Genomic DNA, 20,924 nt, shown 5'->3' with positions numbered 1-20,924 from the left:
GGGGGGGGGGGCCGCCGACCTTATCTTTCATTACGCGCAAATAGGCCCATCCCCTCACGCGAAGTCGAGAATTTTCGATAATCTTTCACGCGCACGCCGGAGCCGCGTCTCCACGGCCTTTCCGCTGATCCCCAGCGCGGCGGCGGTTTCCGCCTGGGACAAGCCCTCCACGGTCCGCAGCAAAAGCGTCTCCTTGAGCGTGGCCGGCAGCTCGGACACCGCGCGCGAAAGCCGCGCAAGCTCTGCGCGATCGAAGGTGATGGCGTCGGCACCCGGCGCCTCGTCCCGCTCACTCTCCATGGTGTCGGGCGGCAGCGAAGAGGCGAACGATAGTATCTGGCGTATGCGCCGCCGCCTGTGCCAGTCGCGGCTCTTGTTGATCGCCACGCGGGTCAGCCACGCAGCGAGCGGCCGATCTCCGTCATACTTTCGCAAGTTCTGAAAGGCGGCCACGAAGCATTCCTGAGTGAGGTCAAGCGCCTCTTCGGCGTCGCCGATATGCGAGCGGATCAGGCGGTAGACCGGTCTTTGGTGCCGCCGCATGATCTCAGCGAACGCAGCCTGACGTCCGGCGAGCGTCAAGGCGGCGAGTTCGCCGTCCGTGCAGGCCGCGAGATCAAGGCTCACCGCGCGTCTGCGGTCAGCGCCTTCACCACCGCGCGGTCAAACGTCCTCGCCTGGTCGGGCCGCAGGATCTGCCGCATCGCGAACATATGGTTCAACGTCTCCTTCTGGAGCTCACCCATCGCGCCGTGCGAACGATCGACGGCGGCCGCGACCTGCGGCCCGTTACCATGTTCGGCCTCGATGGCGGCGGCGAGCCGGGCGTTGTCGGCTCTGAGTTCCAGCTCCAAGGCACGCCTTCGAACGGTGAAGTGAGACTCCAGCATCTGGAGCTTGGTCTGTTGAGCTTCGTCCAGCTCGAGCCCGTCGTGGAGCAAGCTGTGAAGCTCAACGCCCGGGCTTGGCGGGGAGGGGAATAACTCACGTCCAGCCCACACGCCTGCGACCGCCGCCACGAACGCGACGATGGCGATCAGCATCGTCCTCCGGGCGCCGCTCGTCACTGGAACGCGAGTAAGGTCGAAGGCGCTAACGGCATGGCAGGCCCGAAGGGTGTTAGCGTCGGCACCTGCGCAGTCGTCGCTGCGGACGACAATCCGCCGCCCACCACTCCCAAGGCGACTGCGCCTAGCGCTGCCAGCATGCCGGATCGCAGCGTAACTCCGCCGCCCGCGCGCCGCTCCGCCGCGATCAACCGCATGACATCGCCTTCCAGTTCAGCAAGCCGTGGATGAAGCGGTTGCTCGGCAAGGCGGCGCAACGCGCTGTCTAAATTCATGTCCATGTTCATTCCTCCGCCGTCCTCACATCCATTACGCACGGCCGGTGAACACCCCTCGAGTCCGAAGCGAGCGAATGTCACACACCCCCCGGACGCGGCTGCGCACTCTTCCATTGCGTCCAATCGCTCGCAGCTCGCTAGACAGGCCGGGCACACGCGTCCCGCTGTTCGAATTCCCTGTTTTATGGGAGGTCAAAATCGGTCGGATGACACGCAGACCGGCAATCGATGCGGTTCCGCGGCCTCGCCGTCGCAGAACCCCCGTTCAGAACGATGAGGGCGGCCCAATCGGGCGGCCACGCCTTGATATCAACCCACCCCCAAGGCCGGCCTGAGGCCAGTGAACGGGCTGGGGCGACGGCGCGATGTTTGCTATTTCCGATGACGTTAGCGTTCAAATTGCGCGGGCACGGATGAGCGCGTCACCGAGTCGAGCCTGGTAGCTCGTTGAGGGGACGGCACTTACCCTGCGAAAAGCGCCCGAGCAATCCTTGACGCCCCACATTTCAAATGCCCTGACCGCCGTCTTTTCCTCCAGCTGGAGCTAGAGTTCGGCCTGACGGTGAGGGTCGCGTCGTTCGTCTTTCCCGGCGTTCTGGCGGCATTCGCCGTCGTGCTCAGCCTGGGTTTGTCCCGAAGACTCTGGAAAGCCCGTCCGGTGCCCGCCACCGGATCAGGTACATAAGCCGGACCGCGGAGCCGACTTTAAGCCCGCAGGACAGCGAGAGGGAAACGGCTTAGGATATGGGGGAAAGGGGCAAAAGGGTGCCGCGGACGGCTCCGCGCGCCTGGTAAGCTTCGACTTCCGAGCTGAGACGAGTTCCCGGCGTAAGGTGCTTCCGTCCCGTCTTCACGCGAGCTGCCGAGACTATTCAAACCCGGTTCAGCACGTTCGGCGCACACATCTCTCCAGCCCGATCGGCCACTCGCGGTACGACGAGCGTAGTTGTGGAGAAGGAACATGTTCAAGCTCGCGATCGCCGGATTGGCACTCATCGTAGCCGCACCGGCCCTCGCCGAACCGCCGGCCCATGCCGGCCAATCCAACGGCCATGGGTATCAGAACCAGAGCTACTACAGCCAAGGCTATGGCTATGTTGAACCGCAGGGTCACGGCCGAAGTTACGGCTCTTACCAAGGCCAAGGGCATAGCAGTTACGGTAACGGTTATTCCAATTACGGCAACTATGGCTACGCCTCGAACCGGCACGCCCGTCGGGACTACCGCCGGGAAGTACGTCATGCGCGTCGCGACGCGCGCCGGTACAACGAGCATGGTTACAACCACTAGGATGCACAACGGCGCGGGCCACCGCGCCGTTGTCACTTCTGAAGAGTGACAACGCGTCTGACACGCAAGAGTACGGAGAAGGTCGCGGGCGTGCGGCTTTAGGCAATCTTTGCTCTGACACCCGCAATTAGGAGCCTCCGCGCCACTTCGAGAGCCACGCCGAAAACTAGGTGCGAGACAAAGCCGCGCAGGTGCGTCGAAGCCGCGACCTCCGAAGCGGGGGGACTAAAGCCCAACGCCGGCATCGCCATCTCGTCGGCGACCAGCGACACCGCCGCTCCGTAGGCGGTTCCGAACCCAGCGCTGGTCTCTGGGCGAACCTCCACCGCGGCTCCGTAGAGAGCGCCGAGAAACACCCCAAAGCCGTAATGAACAGCTGCTCCCGCAGGCTCACGATATCCCTCCGGTACCGGTTTCCCTACGGTAGCTTCCGTTACAGCGTCGGCCACCTTGACGGTGTTGGGCTCGTCTCCGACATCCCTATCGCCCGAAGCGGCTTTCCAGGCTTCGTGGAACTCGGACATTACCCACGAGGCCACCAACCCCGCCGCCGCGCCCGTCACAGCGCCTTCGATTACGCGCTCTGTGTTCACATCCATCTCTCCGGCGCCTTGTCTAAAAGCTCATTCTAACCGTCGCTCGCACTGTCATCGGCGCACCGGGCATGATGTTGTTGTCGTTGTAGGCGGACGAGAAATAGTTGCTGTTGAGGAGGTTCTCGACGTTGATTTGCGCCTCGATCTGGGGGGTGAGCTTGAAGAATGCGGCGGCATCGACGCGGGTGAAGGCGGGCAGGATGGCGGTGTTGCTGATGGACGTGAAGCTCCTCGACTGGTGATAGACCCCGACCCCGGCCCCAAGGCGAGGGGTGAGGTCGTAGCGGGTCCACAGCGAAGCCTGCTGTTTGGGAACCAGCGGAACCTCGCGCCCGGCCGGGGCGGCACTCGTCGTTTTGCGAATTGTCGCGTCCTGCAGCGCATAGCCCGCGCTGATCTGCCACTGGGGTGTGATCGCGCCGCTAAGGCCGAGTTCGAGCCCTTTGCTGCGCTGCGCGCCCGTGAGCACCGTCCGTGCGGGGTCATTGGGGTCGGCCGCGCGGGTGTTGGTGCGGTCAAGCTGGTAGATGGCGGCGGTCAGGTTCAGCGTCGGGCGGATATCCCATTTGAGGCCAAGCTCGTAATTGTCGAACCTCTCCGGCTCCAGCGCGGCGCTGGTGACATCGAGCGATGAGAATTGATCCCCCGACTGCGGCAGGAAGGACCGGCTATAGCTGGCGTATATCGAGACAGGTTGCACCGGCTTGAGCACCACGCCCACTCGGGGAGACCAAAGCGTGTCGGTCCGGCGATAGCTCTGCCCGGCAACCAGGTCGTCGACGTTAAGCGTGAAGCGGTCGCGGCGAACGCCGCCGATCAGATCGACATGGTCGCCGATCGAGATCTGGTCCTGCACATAGAAGGCGGCGGCGTCGGCGTTCGTGCGGATTGACCGGTAGCCGGTATTGGGAGTGGTGCGCAGCGTGACCGGCGGCACCGTGATCGGGTCGGCCAACCCGACAAAGACGCGCCGCCCCCCGTTGACGATATCACCACCCCCGAAAAAGCCGTTGATCCGCTGGTTGCGCGTGCGCTGGTCGCTAATTTCGAAGCCAGCGAGCAGCACGTGGCGGACGGGTCCAGTGGTGACCCTCCAAACAAGGTCGTTCTGGTTGAGCAGGTTCTTGCGTGTCGTGGGATCGCTATACGCTTCGAGGCCGACGCTCTGGACGCCGCCGCGCGACGTGACCGGGGTGACCGGAAAGGCGTTCCGATAGAGCTTGTCGTAATCACCATACAGGACCCGACTGGTCAGGGTCAGATTGTCGCTGAAGCGGTGCTCGACGCGCCCATTCAGGACCTTGGCCTCGAAATCGCTGACGTTGAATCCCGGCACACCGAAGAAGGTGTCGCGGGCGCCGGTGAGCGGGCGTGACGGGCTCGTCAGCGAGCCCTGAACGGCCGAGGGGACGCCTCGGTCGATCGTTCGCTTGTCGCTGTTATATTCGAAGCCCAGATCGATCCGAGTCGCACCGCCGAGCGAGAGCGCGACGGTCGGGTTGATCGCAACCCGGCGCCCGTCATAGAAGTCGCGATTGTTTCGGAACTCCTCGTAAACGGCGTTCATCCGGGTGGAGACGGACTCGCTGAGTGGCTGACTGATGTCGGCGTCGACATACCATGCGCCATATGTGTCCGCCGAACCGCTGCCGCTGATGAAGGCGTTGGCGACAGGGCGCTTGGTGACGCGGTTGATTACGCCCCCGCCGCCGCCGCGCCCGAAGATCATCGCGTTGGGACCTTTCAGAACCTCGATCCTCTCTGCATTGTAGAGGCCGCGATAATATTGCACGTCGTCCCGCAAGCCATCGACGAAGAAGTCTGCGGTGCTGCTGTTCCCGCGCAGGATGATCTGATCGCGGTGTCCCTCACCTTGAGAGATTACGGCGCCGGGGACATAGCGTAGTACATCGGCAATAGAGCGCATCGCCTGGTCGTCGATCTGCGTTTCCGTGATGATCGAGACCGCTTGGGGGACATCGTTGAGCTCGGTCGGTGTGCGCGTGGCGGTGCTGGTCGCATCGATCTGATAGCCGTCGCGGACGCCGGTCACGATGATCGTTTGCGAGGTGCTGCCGGGTCCCGGCAGGAACTGGTCTTGAGCCATTGCCGGGACGGTGAGCAGCCCGAAGCCGAGTGCAGTTCCAATACCAAGATTTCTCACCGTTGACCCTTTTGCGAATCTCTCTCACCAACGCAATAGGTGATTTGAGAGTGCGTCGCAATAGCCCTTCGGGGTGGTCGCTGTCAGGCCCGTTGACTTGCTCTCTGAATCACTGACCGGCTGACGCCGGTAGGATCAAGCGGTGGGGCTGAAGCCGTCCTTGTGGGTATGTCGGTCGAGGTAACGCATGATGATGTCATCGGTGATGTTGCCGGATGTGGTCGAGAAGTAGCCGCGCTGCCAGAAGCGTTAGCCCCAATATCGTTTGCGGATGTGCTCGAATTCCTGTTGGATCTTGCGGGATGAGCGCCCCTTGGCCCGGCGCACGAAGTCGCTGCCCGAGACGTGCGGCGGGATTTCGACGAACATGTGTACGTGGTCCTTCGACAGCGCGCCGTTGATGATCTTCACGCCCATCTCGGCACAGACCTGACGGATGATCTCGCGCACCCGTAGCCGAACATCGCCGATCAGCACCTTGTACCGATACTTCGGCGCCCAAACGAGATGGTAGCGATGATGGAATGTGGTGTGACAACCGGACCGATACGCCATAGCCTGTAACCTCGGGAAAAGCGGAAGCTTCACGCCTTCGGCGGCTTCCGCTTTTCCCGAGGTTACAGGCTAGCACGCGAGTCTGTGGCTGAAGCCAGTATCCGACTGAAGTCGGAGGGGTTCCTCCTTGCTAGAGGACTCTAAAATATGAGGCCAGCGAAACGGACTACGGCAATGTTACGAAGCCCGACGAGATCACTTATCAGAGCCTGAGTTGGCTTTGCCGTTGCATTACGCCGAACGTCCTCAGCCATGACATGGAAGAGAGCCGAGCCAGTGACGCTCACCGGACGACGATCTTGCCTTTCATGCCGAAAATCGAGTGCATGAAGTGCGAACAATGCACGTCGTAGGTTCCGATCCGGTTGACAACCAGGCGCACGTCCCCGCTTTCTCCGCCTCCCAGATCGACCTCACCCTTGTTGATCGTCGACCGGCTGGCAGGGGCAATACTGGCTTGCTCGAAAAAGGCCTTGGCGACAAAATTGTGGCCGCCCCCTGCCGTGTTAACAAAGCGCAAGCGGTAGGGAACACCGCGTTGAAGCGTGATCGTGGCTGGAACGAAAGCGAAATTCTTCATGTCGATTTCGATCGTCCGGGCGTTCAACCAGTTCGGCGATTGAGCAAAGCCAGGCCCCGCGAGAAGAAGGCCGCAAACAGCGAGGCTTAGCGAGCGCATCGAACATCCCCAGTACAAGCGTATCATAGCACGGATTGAGCCGCAGGCTCATTTGGCCGTTCAAAAGCTGCATCGAAGCGAAAATCCCGAGAAAGGGACGTCAATTCCAACTTCCACGGCGCTAGATTCCGACCCGATTGGCCTGCTTCGGCGTGCAAGGTGATGTTCATCGAGTAGGTTCGTCGTCGGAATCCGAATGGTGTACATGCAAGCGGGCTCGGTGCGAAACCCGCGTCCACCCAGGCATGCGAGGCAGCTCAAGGATCAAAAGAAGCATCAGAGCGGTTATGACAGCCAGATGATAGATCCCGTACGCGGCGCTTAACCCGACCGCTGCAGACGCCCAGAGCGTAGCTGCCGTTGTGAGCCCCGTCACGCGCCCAGCGTCGCGCAGGATGATGCCGGCGCCAATGAATCCTACTCCAGTAACAATTCCCGCAGAGATGCGACCTTGGTCCCCGATGGCGTTCGAGGGGGCGTTTGCGGGAGGGGGCGGAATCCTACGCCAAGCTCGCCCAGATAGCCGGCGCGAGATCTTACTTGTTGCTGCCTTCTACGGTCGCGCCAGAAAGGCGACGGCTCAGTTCTATCCGGCGATGGCTACGCATTTTGAAGGTGTCTGGCCCAACGCGCCGATACTCAATGAAGCCGAGAGAACGCCAAAATCGCTCTGCCGCTTCATTCGCTTCCAGCACGGCCAACCGAATCTCTGTGGCACCTCTCGCAGCGGCCCAGCTTTCGACCGTCGAGTAAATTGAGCGTCCGACGCCACGACCACGCTGTGCGGCATCTACGATCATGAAGCCGAGATACCATGTGCCATCACGCGGATAATCGCGGAGGATGGCCGCGATTGCATATAGGCCGCCAGGCCCCTTCCATCCCAGGACAGCTTGATTGTGGGCGCTCTTTTCGGGCGGCACATCGGAGAAAAGCTCGCGAGCATCGTCCAGCGTGGGCGCGGCCCCGTCCTGCAACAGGAAATAGTCGCTGCAACGGTTGTACAGGTCTGCAACGTCTGCGGCGTCCGCTTGGGTAAGTTTGATCGGGGCTCCCGTCATCATCATCGCGTTTTGGCAGCAAGCACGCGCTGACCGTAATCCCGGAGTTCCCCGTTGGGACCGACATAGCGGTAGAGAGTGACGCGCTCGATCCCGAGTTCCTTGCAGAGGTCGGAAACGGACGTGTCGCGTTGGGCCATAGCAGCCTGAGCGAGCCGCACCTGGGCCTTGGAGAGGGCGAACTTGCGGCCACCCTTGCGTCCCCGCGCGCGGGCAGCGGCCAGGCCAGCCATGGTGCGCTCGCGGATCATATCCCGCTCAAACTCCGCCAGTGTGGCAAAAATGCCGAACACCATCCGGCCCGATGGCGTCGTGGTGTCGATCTGCGCGCCCTTGCCGGTGAGCACCCGCAGACCGATACCGCGATCCGACAGATTCTGCACCGTGCTGACCAGGTGGGTGAGCGTTCGGCCGAGCCGGTCGAGCTTCCAAACGATGAGGACATCGCCGTCGCGCAACGATTTCAGGCAGGCGGCAAGACCGGGGCGATCATCACGGCTACCGGATGCACGATCATCATAGATATTGCCTGGCTCGACACCGGCAGCGCGAAGGGCATCGTGCTGCAGGTCGAGCGACTGCGAGCCGTCGGCTTTGGACACGCGGGCGTAGCCGATCAGCATGGATCACAAACGAAGGTTTGAGGCGGTGACGAACATGAGCACATAAGATTGGGCTATTGTGTATCTTAACCAGCATCTCAATCAAGCTATCTCAAACCGTAGCTCGGAAAGAATAAGGAGCATGTATGCCGCGTCGCGTGACCCTGACCGATCGACAGCGCGAGGCGCTGCTTCACTTGCCGGTCGATCAAGGTGAGCTGCTGCGGCACTATACCCTCAGCGATGAGGATCTCGGGCATATCCGCCAGCGCCGGCGCGCCCACAATCGTTTTGGCTTCGCGCTGCAACTGTGCGTCCTGCGCTACCCGGGCCGGGTGCTCGCTCCTGGCGAGTTGATCCCGGCGCAGGTATCGGATTTCATCGCGGCCCAGCTCGGCCTGACCAGCGACGATCTACTCCTCTATGCCGCGCGCGAGGAGACCCGGCACGAGCATCTGGCGGACCTTCGCCGAATCTACGGCTATCGCTCCTTTTCGGGGCGGGGCGCACGGGATTTGCGCGAATGGATCGCTCGGGAAGCCGAGGCGGCGACATCGAATGAGGATCTTGCCCGTCGCTTCGTTGCGGAGTGTCGCCGCACCCGCACGATCCTTCCCGGCTCCTCGACGATCGAGCGCCTTTGCGCCGATGCGCTGGTTGAGGCCGAGCGCCGGATCGAGGATCTTATCGCCCATCGCATCACGCCAACCCTGAGCGAGAATTTGGCCCACCTGTTGGAGGATACGGTGGATGGTCGCGTCACGCGCTTCGTATGGCTGCGACAGTTCGAGGTTGGCGCAAATTCAGCAGCCGCTAACCGGCTGATGGATCGACTGGAATATCTTCAAAGGTTCGATCTTCCGGCGGATTTGCTGGACGGCGTGCCGGCGCATCGTGTGACCCGGCTTCGCCGGCAGGGCGAGCGCTATTACGCCGACGGCATGCGTGATCTGCCCGAAGACAGGCGGCTTGCGATCCTCGCTGTCTGCACCCTGGAATGGCGGTCATCGCTGGCCGATGTCATCGTGGAGACCCACGATCGCATCGTAGGCCGTCTCTATCGGGCCTCCGAACGCCTTTGCAACACCAGGATCGCCGACGAAAAGGCGGCCGTTCGGGACACGCTGAAGTCCTTTGCCGAAATCGGTGGTGCTTTGCTTGGAGCGCAGGACGATGGCACGGCCCTGGACGGGATAATCGCCACCGGGCCTGGCTGGGAACGGTTCAGAACCCTTGTCGCCACGGCCTCCGCGCTGACCAACGTGCTCGCGGCCGACCCGCTCAGCCGTGTGCTGGACGGCTATCACCGTTTCCGCCTCTACGCGCCCAGGATGCTGCGCCTGCTCGACATGCAGGCGGCGCCGATCGCCACGCCTCTTCTGGCGGCCGTTGCGATGCTGCGTAACGGGATCAAGGTCGATCCGCCGGTGGATTTTCTACGTCCCAACTCGAAATGGCATCGTCATCTTCGCGCTGAGCCCAGCGGCGACCACCGGCTTTGGGAAATCGCGGTGCTGTTCCACATCCGCGACGCCTTCCGGTCCGGTGACATATGGTTGGCGGGATCGCGCCGCTATGGCGACCTCAAGCAGCTTCTGGTCCCGCCACAGGCGATAGAGCAGACCGCGCGGCTCGCCGTGCCGCTGCGACCCGGCGAATGGCTGGCCGAGCGCAGGGCTCGACTGGATACACGGCTGAAGGAGTTTGGCCGCGCGGCGCGAACCGGCACGATCCCAGGCGGCATCATCGAGAACGGCAAGCTGCACATCGACAAGCTGAGGGCCGACACGCCCGAAGGGGCCGAGGATCTCGTGCTCGATCTCTATCAACAGCTCCCGCCCGCGAGGATCACCGATCTGTTGCTGGAAGTCGATGAGCGAACCGGATTTTCCGAGGCGTTCACGCATCTGCGCACCGGCGCGCCCTGCAGCGACCGGATCGGCCTGATGAACGTGTTGCTGGCGGAAGGCGTCAATCTCGGTTTGCGCAAGATGGCGGCGGCGACCAACACGCACAGCTTCTGGGAATTGCTGCGGATCGCGCGCTGGCATGTCGAAGGCAGCGCCTATGATCGGGCGCTCGCCATGATCGTGGAGGCCCACGCCGCCCTGCCCATGGCCGCCTTCTGGGGACAAGGGCAATCGGCATCCAGCGACGGGCAGTTCTTCCTTGCTACCGAGCAGGGCGAGGCGATGAATCTGATCAACGCGAAATATGGCAACGTCCCGGGCCTCAAGGGATACAGCCATGTGTCCGATCAATATGCGCCGTTCGCAACCCAGGTGATCCCGGCAACGGTCAGCGAGGCTCCCTATATCCTGGACGGGCTGCTCATGAATGACGCGGGCCGCCGCGTTCGCCAGCATTTTGCCGACACGGGCGGCTTCACCGATCATGTGTTCGCCGCCTGCGCCTTGCTCGGCTACAGGTTCGCCCCCCCGTATCCGCGATCTCCCTCAGAAAAGACTCTATGCCTTCACGCCCAACGCGACGCCGGCCAATGTGCGAGCGCTGGTCGGAGGTAAGATCAATGAACCGCTCATCGAGCGCAACTGGCCCGACATCCTGCGCATCATGGCGACGATCGCAGCGGGGATCGTCGCCCCCAGCCAGATTCTTCGCAAGCTCGCCTCTTACCCGCGCCAGAATGAGCTGGCCCTCGCATTGCGAGAGGTGGGCCGCATCGAGCGAACCCTGTTCATGATCGACTGGATTCTTGATGCCGGCCTCCAGCGCCAGGCTCAGATCGGCCTCAACAAGGGTGAGGCCCACCACGCCCTAAAGCGCGCCATCAGCTTCCACCGCCGAGGTGAAATCCGGGATCGATCCGGCGAAGGCCAGCACTATCGCATCGCCGGAATGAACCTGCTCGCCGCCATCATCATATTCTGGAACACCATGAAGCTCGGCGAGGTCGTCAATACCCGGGCCGCCAGCGGTACCCATATCGCGCCTGATCTACTCGCCCACGTCTCGCCGTTGGGATGGGAACACATCAATCTAACCGGCGAATATCGCTGGCCCAAATCCTTAGCGTAGGATTCCGCCCCCTCCCGCAAACGCCCCCTACGATTGAGAAGCGCGGCGGAATCTCTTAGATTGATCGCTGGAGGCTTTGTTCGCGGAGACGCGCACATTGCCTTCTTTTCGTTTTAGGAAGCGCTGCCCTAAGCGACAGAAGCCAGAGCTTTGACAATGCGGCATTCCGCGATGGAGCCGACCATGTATCTTGATCCTATCGGTGCAGACACGCGATGATGGCGGTCACGACGGCGGTGGTTTCCGCGACGTCGCGCACCCTCACTGTGTCGAGGCCGATTTCAGCAGCGGGATAGTCATTCCCACCGGGGAATATCGCATCCCCAATGAACAGCATCCCGTCGAGCGGGACACCGCTCTCGGCACTCAGGCGCTTCAGGCCATAGCCCTTGTCGATCCCTGCTCTGGTCACGTCGATCGATGTCGTGCCACCGAGATTGATCGAGAGCTCCGGCAGCTTCGCGCGCAACGTGGCCTGCAACGCGGTCCTCTTCTTTCGGTCAGGATCCCACGCTTCCTTTTCCTTCAGCGGCGCTGCCTGCCCCAGGCCCGAAAAGGTGATCTGGCTGCTCCGGTCCTCGATCCGTTCGCCCCAGATACGTTCGTCGGCGAGACCGGCATCGGTCAGCGCCTGATCGAAGGCCGTGCGGATCTTCGCCTTCTCCGCGTCGTCGAACAGTTCGGCATAGACCGCGCGCCAAGCGCCATTGATGAACCGATAGAGTTTCGTGCCTGTGGTCGGCATCAACCAGAGACGGTCGAGCGCGACGCCGGCAGGAAGGCGCGAGGCGATCTGCTTTTCGAACTGCGGCCAGTCCCCGCCCGAGATCACCGCCACATCCGTGATGGCGAGCAATCGGGCGAGGATTGCGGCCATATCCTCCGATAACGGCCGCTTGCTCTCGGCAAGCGTGCCGTCGAGGTCGAAGGCGATCAGCCACTTCATGCCGCCTTCCCTGCCGGATCGCGGTAGGCGAGCAGCCTGAGCGCATTGATGACGACGAGCAGCGTCGATCCCTCATGAACCGCCACCGCTGGCCCAATGCCGAGGCCGAGGATGGTAGCAGGCACCAGGAAGGCGACGACACCCAGGCTGACGAAGACGTTCTGCCGGATGATTCCACGGGTATGGCGGCTAAGACCGACTGCGAATGGCAGGTGCGCCAGATCGTCGGCCATCAGCGCCACGTCGGCTGTCTCCAGCGCAACGTCCGACCCCGCCGCGCCCATCGCGATGCCGACCGTGGCGCTTGCCATCGCCGGCGCATCGTTCACGCCGTCGCCCACCATCGCGACCTTGTCTTCGCCGGCGAGCTTCTTGATCGCGGCAACCTTGTCTTCGGGCATGAGGTCGCCCCACGCTTCGTCGATCCCGACTTCGTCGGCGATCGCTTCGGCGACTTTCTGGTGATCGCCGGAGATCATTATCATCCGCGACACGCCCATCTCGTGCAGCCGACGCAACGCGGTCTTGGCAGCTTCGCGAGGCGTGTCCATCAGGCCGATCGCGCCCAGGTCGCGGTCCCCCTTGCGGACCACCATTGTCGTGCGGCCGTTCTCGCGCAGCTTCGCGATTGCGTCCTGCGCGCCCTGCCCCAGCGCCGGAATGCCCTCACTTCCGAACATCTCGGCCTTGCCGATCCACACCGTCTCGCCATCCACGCTCGCGGTGACGCCCCGACCGGTCAGGCTCTTGAGGTCGCCGGCAGTCGGCACGGCACGATCGTTCAGACGTTCGCGGCCGTCCTTGACGATCGCTTGGGCCAGGGGATGGTCGCTCAACGCTTCGACGGCGACAGCCAGCGCCAGCAACTCGCCTTCATCGGCGCCATCGACGGGCACGACATCAGTGATGCGCGGACGACCTTCGGTCAGCGTGCCCGTCTTGTCGAAAGCGATCGCTTTGAGCGACCCGAGGTTTTCGAGCGGTGCACCGCCCTTCACGAGCACGCCGCCCCGCGCTGCACGGGCAACGCCCGACAGGACCGCGCTCGGCGTTGCGATCGCGAGCGCGCACGGGCTTGCCGCCACCAGCACCGCCATCGCGCGATAGAAGCTGTCGCGGAACGGCTCGTCGACGACCACCCATGCGAACAGCAGGAGCACTGACAGGACCAGGACGGCGGGCACGAAGATCCGTTCGAACCGGTCGGTGAAGCGCTGCGTCGGCGACTTCTGCGTCTCCGCTTCGCTCACCATCTTCACGACCTTGGCAAGCGCGCTTTCATTGGAACGGCGTGTCACCTCGATCTCGATCGCGCCGCCGCCGTTGATCGTACCAGCAAAAACCCGGCTTTCCGCGTCGACTGCATCGGGCTTGGCGCGTGCCGCTGCGGCATCTGCGACCGGCACCTTGTCGACCGGGATGCTTTCACCCGTGACCGGGGCCTGGTTGATCGCGCTGGTGCCCTTGATGACGAAGCCGTCGGCAGGCAGGCGCTCGTTCGGGCGGACGATGGCAATGTCCCCGACGACCATCTGCTCGACCGGGATTTCGCTGGTCTGCCCGCCGCGTCGCACGGTCGCGGTTTCGGGCGCGAGCTTCGCCAGCGCCTCGATCGCCTTCTTGGCGCGGCCCATTGCATAATGCTCAAGCGCATGGCCGAGGCTGAACAGGAACAGCAGCAGCGCACCTTCGGCCCATGCGCCCAGCGCAGCGGCGCCGGCCGCAGCGACCAACATCAGCGTGTCGATCTCGAACTTCTTCATCCGGAGGTTGTCGATCGCCTCGCGCAGCGTGAAGAATCCGCCGAAGAAATAGGCTGCGATATAGCAGGCGGTCGGCAGCCATTCGGGCGCGCCAGCGACCAGCCTCTCGATCGCGTAGCCGATCCCCAGCAGCGCGCCACAGGCGAGCGCGAAGATCAGCTCGGTATTGGGGCCGAGAAATTCGGCGTGGCTATGGTCGTGGCCATCGCCGGGGCCGTGCTTCTCTTCGCCCGCGCCGTGGCCCCCGGGGCCGTGGTCGTGGCCGGCATGTTCATCGGCAGCGACCCGCTTGCCCACCCTCACCTTCAGCTTGCGAAGCGCAGCGCGCACCTCCTCTTCGGTGGTTTCGCGGCGATCATATTCGACCCGGACAGACCCGCTGGTGCTGGCGCTTGCCTGGACCACGCCGGGCAAGGCGCACAGCGCATCGCTGACCGTGCGCGCCCGACGTTCGTGGTTGATCCCCGTCACCTGCCAGATCGCATGGCCGTAGCGCTCGGTGATTTCGGCACCTGCGGCGCGCACCATTTCGCGCAACCGTGGCAGCGGCAGCTTGGCGGCATCGAAATGGATGCACAGCGCCGCTGGCGTGTTGCCGTCGAGACAGATCACATGCGCCCGCTCGACACCTTCGCGCTTTGACAGGGTTGATACGAGACGGTCCAGGCAGGCATCGGCCGCGTCAGGAAGGTCCGGCAACAACACTGGAATGTCGAGTTCGAGCTTGTCGTTCATGACGACCTCCTTTCGCTTTTCTTGGTTTCGGCGCGCGCGTCGCGCAGGATTTCGACACCGCCCTTGATGGCGATGATGGCGGTGGCGAAGCCGACCAGCAGGTCCGGCCAATTGGTACCCAACCACAGCACCAGCACGCCGGCGATCAGGATGCCGCCGTTGGAAATGAAGTCGTTGAAGCTGAAGGTGGTTGCGGCCCGGAGATTGACGTCCGGATCCTTGAGGCGCTGGAGCAGCCGCAGGCAGAGGTAATTCACGACGCCGGCGATCGCGGACATGACCATCATGGTAGGTCCGATGGGCTCGCTGCCCTGCACGTAGCGCCGTCCGACATCGATCAAGATGCCGCCCGCGAAGATCAGCAGCATGACGCCCGAAGCGACCGCGGCGCGTGTCTTCCATGTCTGGCCCCGGGTGAGCGCCACAAGGCTCAGCGCATACACAGCCGTATCGGACAGGTTGTCGACGCCGTTGGCGATCAGCGCGCTCGAGTCCGCGAAGAAGCCGGAAACGAAGAAGCCCGCAGCGATCGCCGCGTTCAGCAGCAGGACGATCCACAGTGTGCGGCGCTCCTGCCCGCCATTGTTGTCGTTGCCCGGGATCATCCCATCATCTCCTCAAGTGTCAGCAGGGCCAGGAAGCCGACGAAAAACATCGAGCTGATGAGCGGGGTGTCGGGTTTCTCGTGCGCCTCGACCAGCAACTCCTCCGTGACGAGGTAGAGCAGCGCCATCAGCCCGAAGCTGAGGAAGCCGGCGATCATCACCGGCGACAGCGCGGCGACCGGCACGGCAGCGAGCGCGCCGATCGGCAGCAGCAGGGCCAATGCCGAGACGATCACGATGATGCGCAAGCGCGAGCGATAGGTTTCCGCCAGCTCGTCGGTCAGCGTCAGTCCCAGAAATAACACTTCCAGAGTGAGCGCGATCGTCAGCAGGAGACCTGCCTTCTCGCCCGCCACGAAAGCGAGGCCGAGCACCAGGCCGTCGACCAGAATGTCGATGCCGATCGCGGCGAGTAGCGCCATCGGCCCCTTGAAGCGGGCCTCAAGAGCCTTGAGCCCCAGCATGGTCGCGACGCCCGCCGCCCCGCCGATCAACGTCGCGCTGGGCGATGCCTCATGCTTGACCTGCGGCAGGATTTCGGTCGCTGCCGCCGCGAACACGACGCCGGCAGCGAGATGCTGTAGGCCCGCCACGAGGCCAGGTTTCAACTTGGTGCGGCTCGCGACAATCGCGCCGAGCACGACCGCCAGCACAGGCGCAAGCGTATAGAGCAGTGCCTGCATTTCCTAGGACTCCTCCGGGGTTCGGTGGCAGACGCGGATCTTCCCGCGTCGCGTGAACGCGATCGATCCGCCCGCCACGACAGCCCGCGAATGGTCGCCGCGAAACTCGTCACCGGTTCGCTGCGCGCGCAGGATCTCGGTCCTGCCCTTCGGCAGCCAGGTGACGGCCATTTTCAAGCCGTCATCGATGAAGTCGACATCGGCGCGTGTGCCGTCGTCGCAGTACATGATGCGCTGCGCGATTAGTTTCGACGTCAGATGCTTTTCATGCGCCGGCTCGGTAGGCTGGGTCGGCGCTGGATTACACGCCCCTATAACCGCCCCGGAGACGAGAACGACGCCGAGGCGCGCGATCGCCAGACCGGCCCGATTCAGGCCGCACAAGGTTGTCACATTTGAAATCGACGTGTCAGACATCGGTCTCTTCCGACGAAGCGCCCTGTGGCGTTCGAAGGCAGGGCAGTTCATCGCGTGCCTTCCCGCTCGCAGATCCGGGTACGGCCATCGCCTTCCACGATGGTGAGCTGCGACCCCTTGAAGGTCGCGGTGGCTGTTTCGCCGACATATTGCAGGCCCTGCGCTGGCGCGGTCAGCATCATCGGCGGTCCCCCGTTGGAGCGCCGCAAATCGATCTGCAGGCCGTTGTCCTTGTAATCGACGAACAGCGGTTCCCCGTCGGAACAGCGATATCTATGCCGCCCCATTTCCCCGGTCGCCACGGCGCTGTCGGACGAATGGATCTGCTGCTCCGTTGGCGGGGCTGGCGGCTTTCTTTCCGAGCACGCCGCGAGCCCGACAACGAGGATGACGGCGGGCAGCACCCGCTTACAGTGCATCATCATCGCGCCTTCCTCCTGTAGCGGAAGGGGACGCGCTGACGATTGATAGCCCGGGCAGGCTGACCTACCCGCCAGCGGAGATAGGTTGCGAGGCGATCGTCAGATTCGACCATCAGGGATCGCAGGCGGCGCAACATCATCGCCGCGAACGGCAGGGAGAGCGCCCCGCGCAGCGTGCAGCTATGCGTTAGCCTGGTGCCGCCATCGTCCCCCGCCAGCTCGTACCGCTCTTCGAGCGTGAACAGATAGGGGATGCCGCAGGACCAAGCGAAGGCGTGCGGTTTATCGAATCGATCAATCCGTGCTGGCGTCCGAATTGGCCGGGTGATGCCCTGGATCGCAAAGGTGCATTCTGTGTCGCCGAGCCGGGACGGATCATCGAGAAATACGAGCGGACTCCACGCCCGGCGATGATCCGGATCGGTGAGTGCCGACCAGATGCGCAGTGGCCCGCCGTGAAGCATCGAGCTGGTTATGGTGCGAGGCATATCCCCATCTCCCAGAGATGGGCGGGGCGATCGCGGATCGCCCCGCCCATCCATCAGGCCAAGTTGTTCACGAAGGTCTGACCGTGGTCGTCCCCTTCATGCTCCTCATTGTAGTGCTCGGGTTTCTCGATCACTTTCTGCCCGAACCGGGCATAGAGTGTCGGCAGCACGAACAGCGTAAGAAGCGTCGCCGAGATCAGACCGCCGATGACGACCGTCGCCAAAGGCTTTTGAACCTCTGCGCCGGCGCCTTCGCCCAGCGCCATCGGCACGAAGCCGAGGCTGGCGACTAGCGCGGTCATGATGACGGGTCGCAGACGCTGCATCGCGCCAACATGCGCGGCTTCCTCGCGGCTCATCCCTGATCGGATCAGATCTTGGATCGAGCTGACCATGACGAGGCCGTTGAGGACCGCGATGCCCGAGAGGGCGATGAAGCCCACTGCCGCCGAGATCGAGAAGTCCATGCCCCGCAGGAACAGCAACAGGACGCCGCCCACCAGCGCGAAAGGCACGCCGGTGAACACGATCGCGGCGTCGCGGACCGATCCCAACGCCCCGTAGAGGAGCAGCAGGATCAAGATGAAGCAAGCCGGAATGACCAGCTTCAGCCGTTCGCTTGCCGATTGGAGGTTCTCGAACTGGCCGCCCCATTCGAGATAGGTGCCGGCAGGCAGCCGGAGTTGGCTGCCGATCGCCGCCTGCGCATCCGCCACGACGGATCCGACGTCGCGGCCACGCACGTTGGCTTGCACCACCACGCGCCGCTTGCCGTTCTCGCGGCTGATCTGGTTCGGACCATCGACCACCTTGATCTCGGCGACGCTGGACAGCGGTACATAGCCGCCGCCTGCCACCGGCACCTGCACCTGTTGGAGCAGGCCGATGTCGGCACGCTGCGCCTCCGACAGGCGGATCACCACGGGGAAGCGACGGTCGCCCTCGAAGATCTGGCCCGATGTTCGCCCGCCGATCGTCGCAGTCACGGTGTCCTGCACATCCTGAGCCGTAACGCCCAACCGCGCCATCGCGTCGCGGTTGACGCGAATGTCGAGCATGGGAAGACCGGTCGTCTGCTCCACCTTCACGTCCGCTGCGCCTTGCGTTCTGCGCAGCACCGCCGCGATTTGCTCGGCCGTCCGGTTCATCTGGTTGAAGTCGTCCCCGAACACCTTCACCGCGATGTCGCCGCGCACGCCGGCGATCAGCTCGTTGAAGCGCATCTGGATGGGCTGGGTGATCTCGTAGGCATTTCCCGGAATCTTCGCGAGATTACCCTCGATCCGGCTGACCAGCTCCTCCTTGGGAAGCTCAGGATCCGGCCAATCCTTGCGCGGCTTCAGGATGACGAACATGTCGGTCGCGTTCGGCGGCATCGGGTCGGCCGCCAGCTCGGCGGTGCCCGTCTTGGAATAGACGAATTGCACCTCCGGCTGCTTCGACATCATCCGCTCGATCGGCACCTGCATCGCCTGGCTCTGCTGGACCGACGTTGCCGGAATGCGGAGCGACTGGATCAGCAAATCGCCTTCGTCGAGCTGCGGCAGGAACACCGAGCCGAGCGTAGTGAAAGCAAGCGCCGCCACCACAAGGCTTCCCACACCCGCACCGATCGTCAGCGTCGGGCGCTTCATGGCCCGGTCGAGACCGGGTTCGTAGCGCTTCTTCAGCCACGTGATGATGCGGCCGTCCTTCTCCTCGACCTTCTTCGACAGCCAGATCGCAATCATCGCCGGCACGAAGGTGAGAGAGAGGATGAAGGCGAAGGCGAGCGCGATGATGACGGTCAGCGCCATCGGTCCGAACGTTTTACCCTCCACGCCGGTCAGCGTGAGCAGCGGTACGTAGACGAGGATGATGATTGCCTGCCCGTACACAGAGGGACGGATCATCTCACGCGCAGCGGCTGCCACGGTCGCGAGCCGTTCCTTGACGCTGAGCAATCGGCCTTCATGATGCTGTTGCTCGGCAAGCCGGCGCAGCGCGTTTTCAACGATGATGACGGCGCCGTCGACGATCAGACCGAAGTCCAAAGCCCCAAGGCTCATCAGATTGGCCGAGACCCCAGCGCGCAGCATACCAAAGCCTGTCAGCATCATGGTGATCGGGATGACCAACGCCGCGATCAGGGCCGCACGGAAGTTGCCGAGCAGCAGGAAGAGCACGACGATGACCAGCACCGCGCCTTCGGACAGGTTTTTCGCGACCGTCTTGATCGTCGAATTGACCAGCTCGGTGCGGTTCAGCACCGGCTGAATTACGACGTCAGGAGGCAGCGAAGCGTTGATCGTCTTCAGTTTCTCAGCGACCGCGGTCGACACGATGCGGCTGTTCTCGCCGATCCGCATGATCGCCGTGCCGACGACGACTTCGGTACCGTTCTCCGATGCCGAACCCATGCGGATCGCCTGACCCGTCTTCACAGTCGCAACTTGTTCGACCGTGATCGGCACGCCGTTACGTGTCGCGATCACGGTCCTGGCCAACTCGCTGGCATTGCGAACGAGCGCATCCGAGCGAACAGCCAGACCTTCGCCATTGCGATTGACGAAGCCACCGCCGACGCTGGTGTTATTGCGCTCCAGCGCATTTCCCAGGTCCGTCAGCGTGATGCCGAGCGAGGCCAGCTTCTGCACGTCGGGCACGACGAGGAACTGCTTGGCGTAACCGCCAATCGAGTCGACACCGGCGAGGCCCGGTGTGGTCTTCAGAAGCGGCGTCACGATCCAGTCCTGCGCGGTGCGCAGGTAGGTCGCCTTGTCCTCTTCGGTCGTCAGTCGCTCGCCCTCTGGCGTGATGTAGCTGCCATCGGGCTGTTGGCCCGGTTCACCGGGCTTGTGCTTGTCGTCCTCGCGATGATCGAGACGAACGGTGTACATGTACACCTCGCCCAGGCCTGTCGCGATCGGACCCATTTCAGGGTTCACGCCGTCGGGCAGATTCTCTTGCACGCCCCGCAGACGCTCGCCCACCTGCTGGCGGGCGAAATAGATGTCCGTCGCGTCCGAAAAGACCGCCGTGATCTGCGCGAAGCCGTTGCGGCTCAACGAGCGCGTATATTCCAGGCCGGGGGTGCCGGCGAGCGCGGTTTCGATTGGAAACGACACCTGCTTCTCGACCAGCTCGGGCGAGAGGGCAGGCGCGCGGACGTTGATCTGGACCTGATTGTTGGTGATGTCCGGCACCGCGTCGATCGGTAGCCGGTAGAGGGAAAAGGCGCCGATGGCGGCGACGATGACGGTGAGGAGCAGGACTAGCCAGCGCTTCTCGACCGCCCAGGTTACGATACGGGCGATCATGGCTTAATCCTCGTGGCTCGCTTCGCCCTTGCCGATCTCGGCCTTGAGCGTGAAACTTCCGGTGGTGGCGATCTGTTCGTTGCCGGTCAGGCCCGACCGGACGATCACCGTGTCGCCCGACGCATCGCCGAGCTGGACCGGGGTCGCCTTGAAGCCGGTGGGCGTGCGCACGAACACGACCGACTTGCCCTCGAAACTCTGGACCGCCGTCGTCGGCACGCGGACCGCCCCGCT

General features: G+C 63.4%; 18 protein-coding genes and 3 pseudogenes. 2 read left to right on the top strand and 19 right to left on the bottom strand.

The window, feature by feature from the left end:
• Positions 1-54 precede the first annotated feature (54 nt).
• Genes AX709_RS18065 through AX709_RS18055 form a run of 3 tightly spaced genes read right to left on the bottom strand, consistent with a single transcriptional unit; the run spans position 55 to position 1,354 of the window.
• The gene (locus AX709_RS18065) at positions 55-627 is read right to left on the bottom strand and encodes an RNA polymerase sigma factor (RefSeq protein ID WP_004212943.1); all 573 of its coding nucleotides are present in this window, start codon (positions 625-627) and stop codon (positions 55-57) included.
• Positions 624-1,043, bottom strand: coding sequence for a periplasmic heavy metal sensor (locus AX709_RS18060; RefSeq protein ID WP_030541565.1), 420 nt, complete (start codon positions 1,041-1,043; stop codon positions 624-626). Before AX709_RS18060 ends, AX709_RS18065 begins: the two co-directional genes overlap by 4 nt.
• Positions 1,044-1,063: 20 nt before the next feature.
• Positions 1,064-1,354 carry a hypothetical protein gene (locus AX709_RS18055; RefSeq protein WP_231727568.1) on the bottom strand — a complete coding sequence of 97 codons (291 nt, stop codon included), beginning with the start codon at positions 1,352-1,354 and terminating at the stop codon, positions 1,064-1,066.
• Between the two features lie 952 nt (positions 1,355-2,306).
• On the opposite strand from AX709_RS18055, the gene AX709_RS18795 reads away from it, so the two are divergent.
• Positions 2,307-2,636 (top strand): hypothetical protein, encoded by a 330-nt coding sequence (locus AX709_RS18795; RefSeq protein ID WP_125458964.1) that lies wholly within the window; start codon positions 2,307-2,309, stop codon positions 2,634-2,636.
• Between the two features lie 98 nt (positions 2,637-2,734).
• Here AX709_RS18795 and AX709_RS18050 read toward each other — a convergent pair whose 3' ends face one another.
• The 7 genes and pseudogenes from AX709_RS18050 to AX709_RS18025 form a co-directional block, all read right to left on the bottom strand.
• The gene (locus tag AX709_RS18050; RefSeq protein WP_066551370.1) at positions 2,735-3,235 is read right to left on the bottom strand and encodes a DUF1440 domain-containing protein; all 501 of its coding nucleotides are present in this window, start codon (positions 3,233-3,235) and stop codon (positions 2,735-2,737) included.
• Between the two features lie 16 nt (positions 3,236-3,251).
• On the bottom strand, positions 3,252-5,396 hold the full coding sequence (locus AX709_RS18045) for a TonB-dependent receptor (protein ID WP_231472091.1): 2,145 nt from the start codon (positions 5,394-5,396) through the stop codon (positions 3,252-3,254).
• A gap of 135 nt (positions 5,397-5,531) precedes the next feature.
• Positions 5,532-5,951 (bottom strand): annotated as a pseudogene (tnpA, locus tag AX709_RS18040) (IS200/IS605 family transposase).
• Between the two features lie 283 nt (positions 5,952-6,234).
• Positions 6,235-6,630 (bottom strand): cupredoxin domain-containing protein, encoded by a 396-nt coding sequence (locus tag AX709_RS18035; RefSeq protein ID WP_197419094.1) that lies wholly within the window; start codon positions 6,628-6,630, stop codon positions 6,235-6,237.
• A gap of 166 nt (positions 6,631-6,796) precedes the next feature.
• Entirely contained in the window at positions 6,797-7,075 is a 279-nt protein-coding gene (locus AX709_RS19280; protein ID WP_269450307.1) for an MgtC/SapB family protein, read from the bottom strand.
• Positions 7,076-7,166: 91 nt separating this feature from the next.
• Positions 7,167-7,691 carry a GNAT family N-acetyltransferase gene (locus AX709_RS18030; protein WP_011607966.1) on the bottom strand — a complete coding sequence of 175 codons (525 nt, stop codon included), beginning with the start codon at positions 7,689-7,691 and terminating at the stop codon, positions 7,167-7,169.
• A gap of 2 nt (positions 7,692-7,693) precedes the next feature.
• Positions 7,694-8,314 (bottom strand): recombinase family protein, encoded by a 621-nt coding sequence (locus AX709_RS18025; protein ID WP_008832583.1) that lies wholly within the window; start codon positions 8,312-8,314, stop codon positions 7,694-7,696.
• A 125-nt stretch (positions 8,315-8,439) separates the two neighbouring features.
• On the opposite strand from AX709_RS18025, the pseudogene AX709_RS18020 reads away from it, so the two are divergent.
• Positions 8,440-11,332 (top strand): annotated as a pseudogene (locus AX709_RS18020) (Tn3 family transposase).
• A 196-nt stretch (positions 11,333-11,528) separates the two neighbouring features.
• Here the strand turns inward: AX709_RS18020 and AX709_RS18015 are convergent.
• The 9 genes and pseudogenes from AX709_RS18015 to AX709_RS17975 all read right to left on the bottom strand — a co-directional run.
• Complete coding sequence (locus AX709_RS18015) at positions 11,529-12,278, bottom strand: HAD-IIB family hydrolase (RefSeq protein ID WP_066551366.1); 750 nt, start codon at positions 12,276-12,278, stop codon at positions 11,529-11,531.
• Positions 12,275-14,776, bottom strand: coding sequence for a heavy metal translocating P-type ATPase (locus tag AX709_RS18010; protein ID WP_004212886.1), 2,502 nt, complete (start codon positions 14,774-14,776; stop codon positions 12,275-12,277). The genes AX709_RS18015 and AX709_RS18010 overlap by 4 nt, the downstream gene beginning before the upstream one ends.
• Positions 14,773-15,381: a cation transporter gene (locus tag AX709_RS18005; RefSeq protein ID WP_004212885.1), complete on the bottom strand. Its 609-nt coding sequence runs from the start codon at positions 15,379-15,381 to the stop codon at positions 14,773-14,775. The genes AX709_RS18010 and AX709_RS18005 overlap by 4 nt, the downstream gene beginning before the upstream one ends.
• Positions 15,378-16,064, bottom strand: coding sequence for a ZIP family metal transporter (locus tag AX709_RS18000; protein WP_004212882.1), 687 nt, complete (start codon positions 16,062-16,064; stop codon positions 15,378-15,380). Before AX709_RS18000 ends, AX709_RS18005 begins: the two co-directional genes overlap by 4 nt.
• Positions 16,065-16,067: 3 nt before the next feature.
• Entirely contained in the window at positions 16,068-16,481 is a 414-nt protein-coding gene (locus AX709_RS17995; RefSeq protein WP_004212881.1) for a hypothetical protein, read from the bottom strand.
• 47 nt (positions 16,482-16,528) lie between these two features.
• On the bottom strand, positions 16,529-16,906 hold the full coding sequence (locus AX709_RS17990; protein ID WP_004212880.1) for a hypothetical protein: 378 nt from the start codon (positions 16,904-16,906) through the stop codon (positions 16,529-16,531).
• Entirely contained in the window at positions 16,903-17,391 is a 489-nt protein-coding gene (locus AX709_RS17985) for an SRPBCC domain-containing protein (protein ID WP_004212879.1), read from the bottom strand. The genes AX709_RS17990 and AX709_RS17985 overlap by 4 nt, the downstream gene beginning before the upstream one ends.
• 53 nt (positions 17,392-17,444) lie before the next feature.
• A complete protein-coding gene (locus AX709_RS17980) occupies positions 17,445-20,690 on the bottom strand; it encodes an efflux RND transporter permease subunit (RefSeq protein ID WP_004212878.1) in 3,246 nt (1,081 codons plus the stop codon).
• 3 nt (positions 20,691-20,693) lie between these two features.
• Positions 20,694-20,924: pseudogene (locus AX709_RS17975) on the bottom strand (efflux RND transporter periplasmic adaptor subunit); the annotation flags it as partial.

The organism is Sphingomonas sp. CCH15-F11 (assembly GCF_001557005.1).
In the GTDB taxonomy this organism is placed as follows: domain Bacteria; phylum Pseudomonadota; class Alphaproteobacteria; order Sphingomonadales; family Sphingomonadaceae; genus Sphingomonas.
Note: the sequence above shows the minus strand (reverse complement) of the source record. Positions and strands in the feature narration are given on the sequence as shown.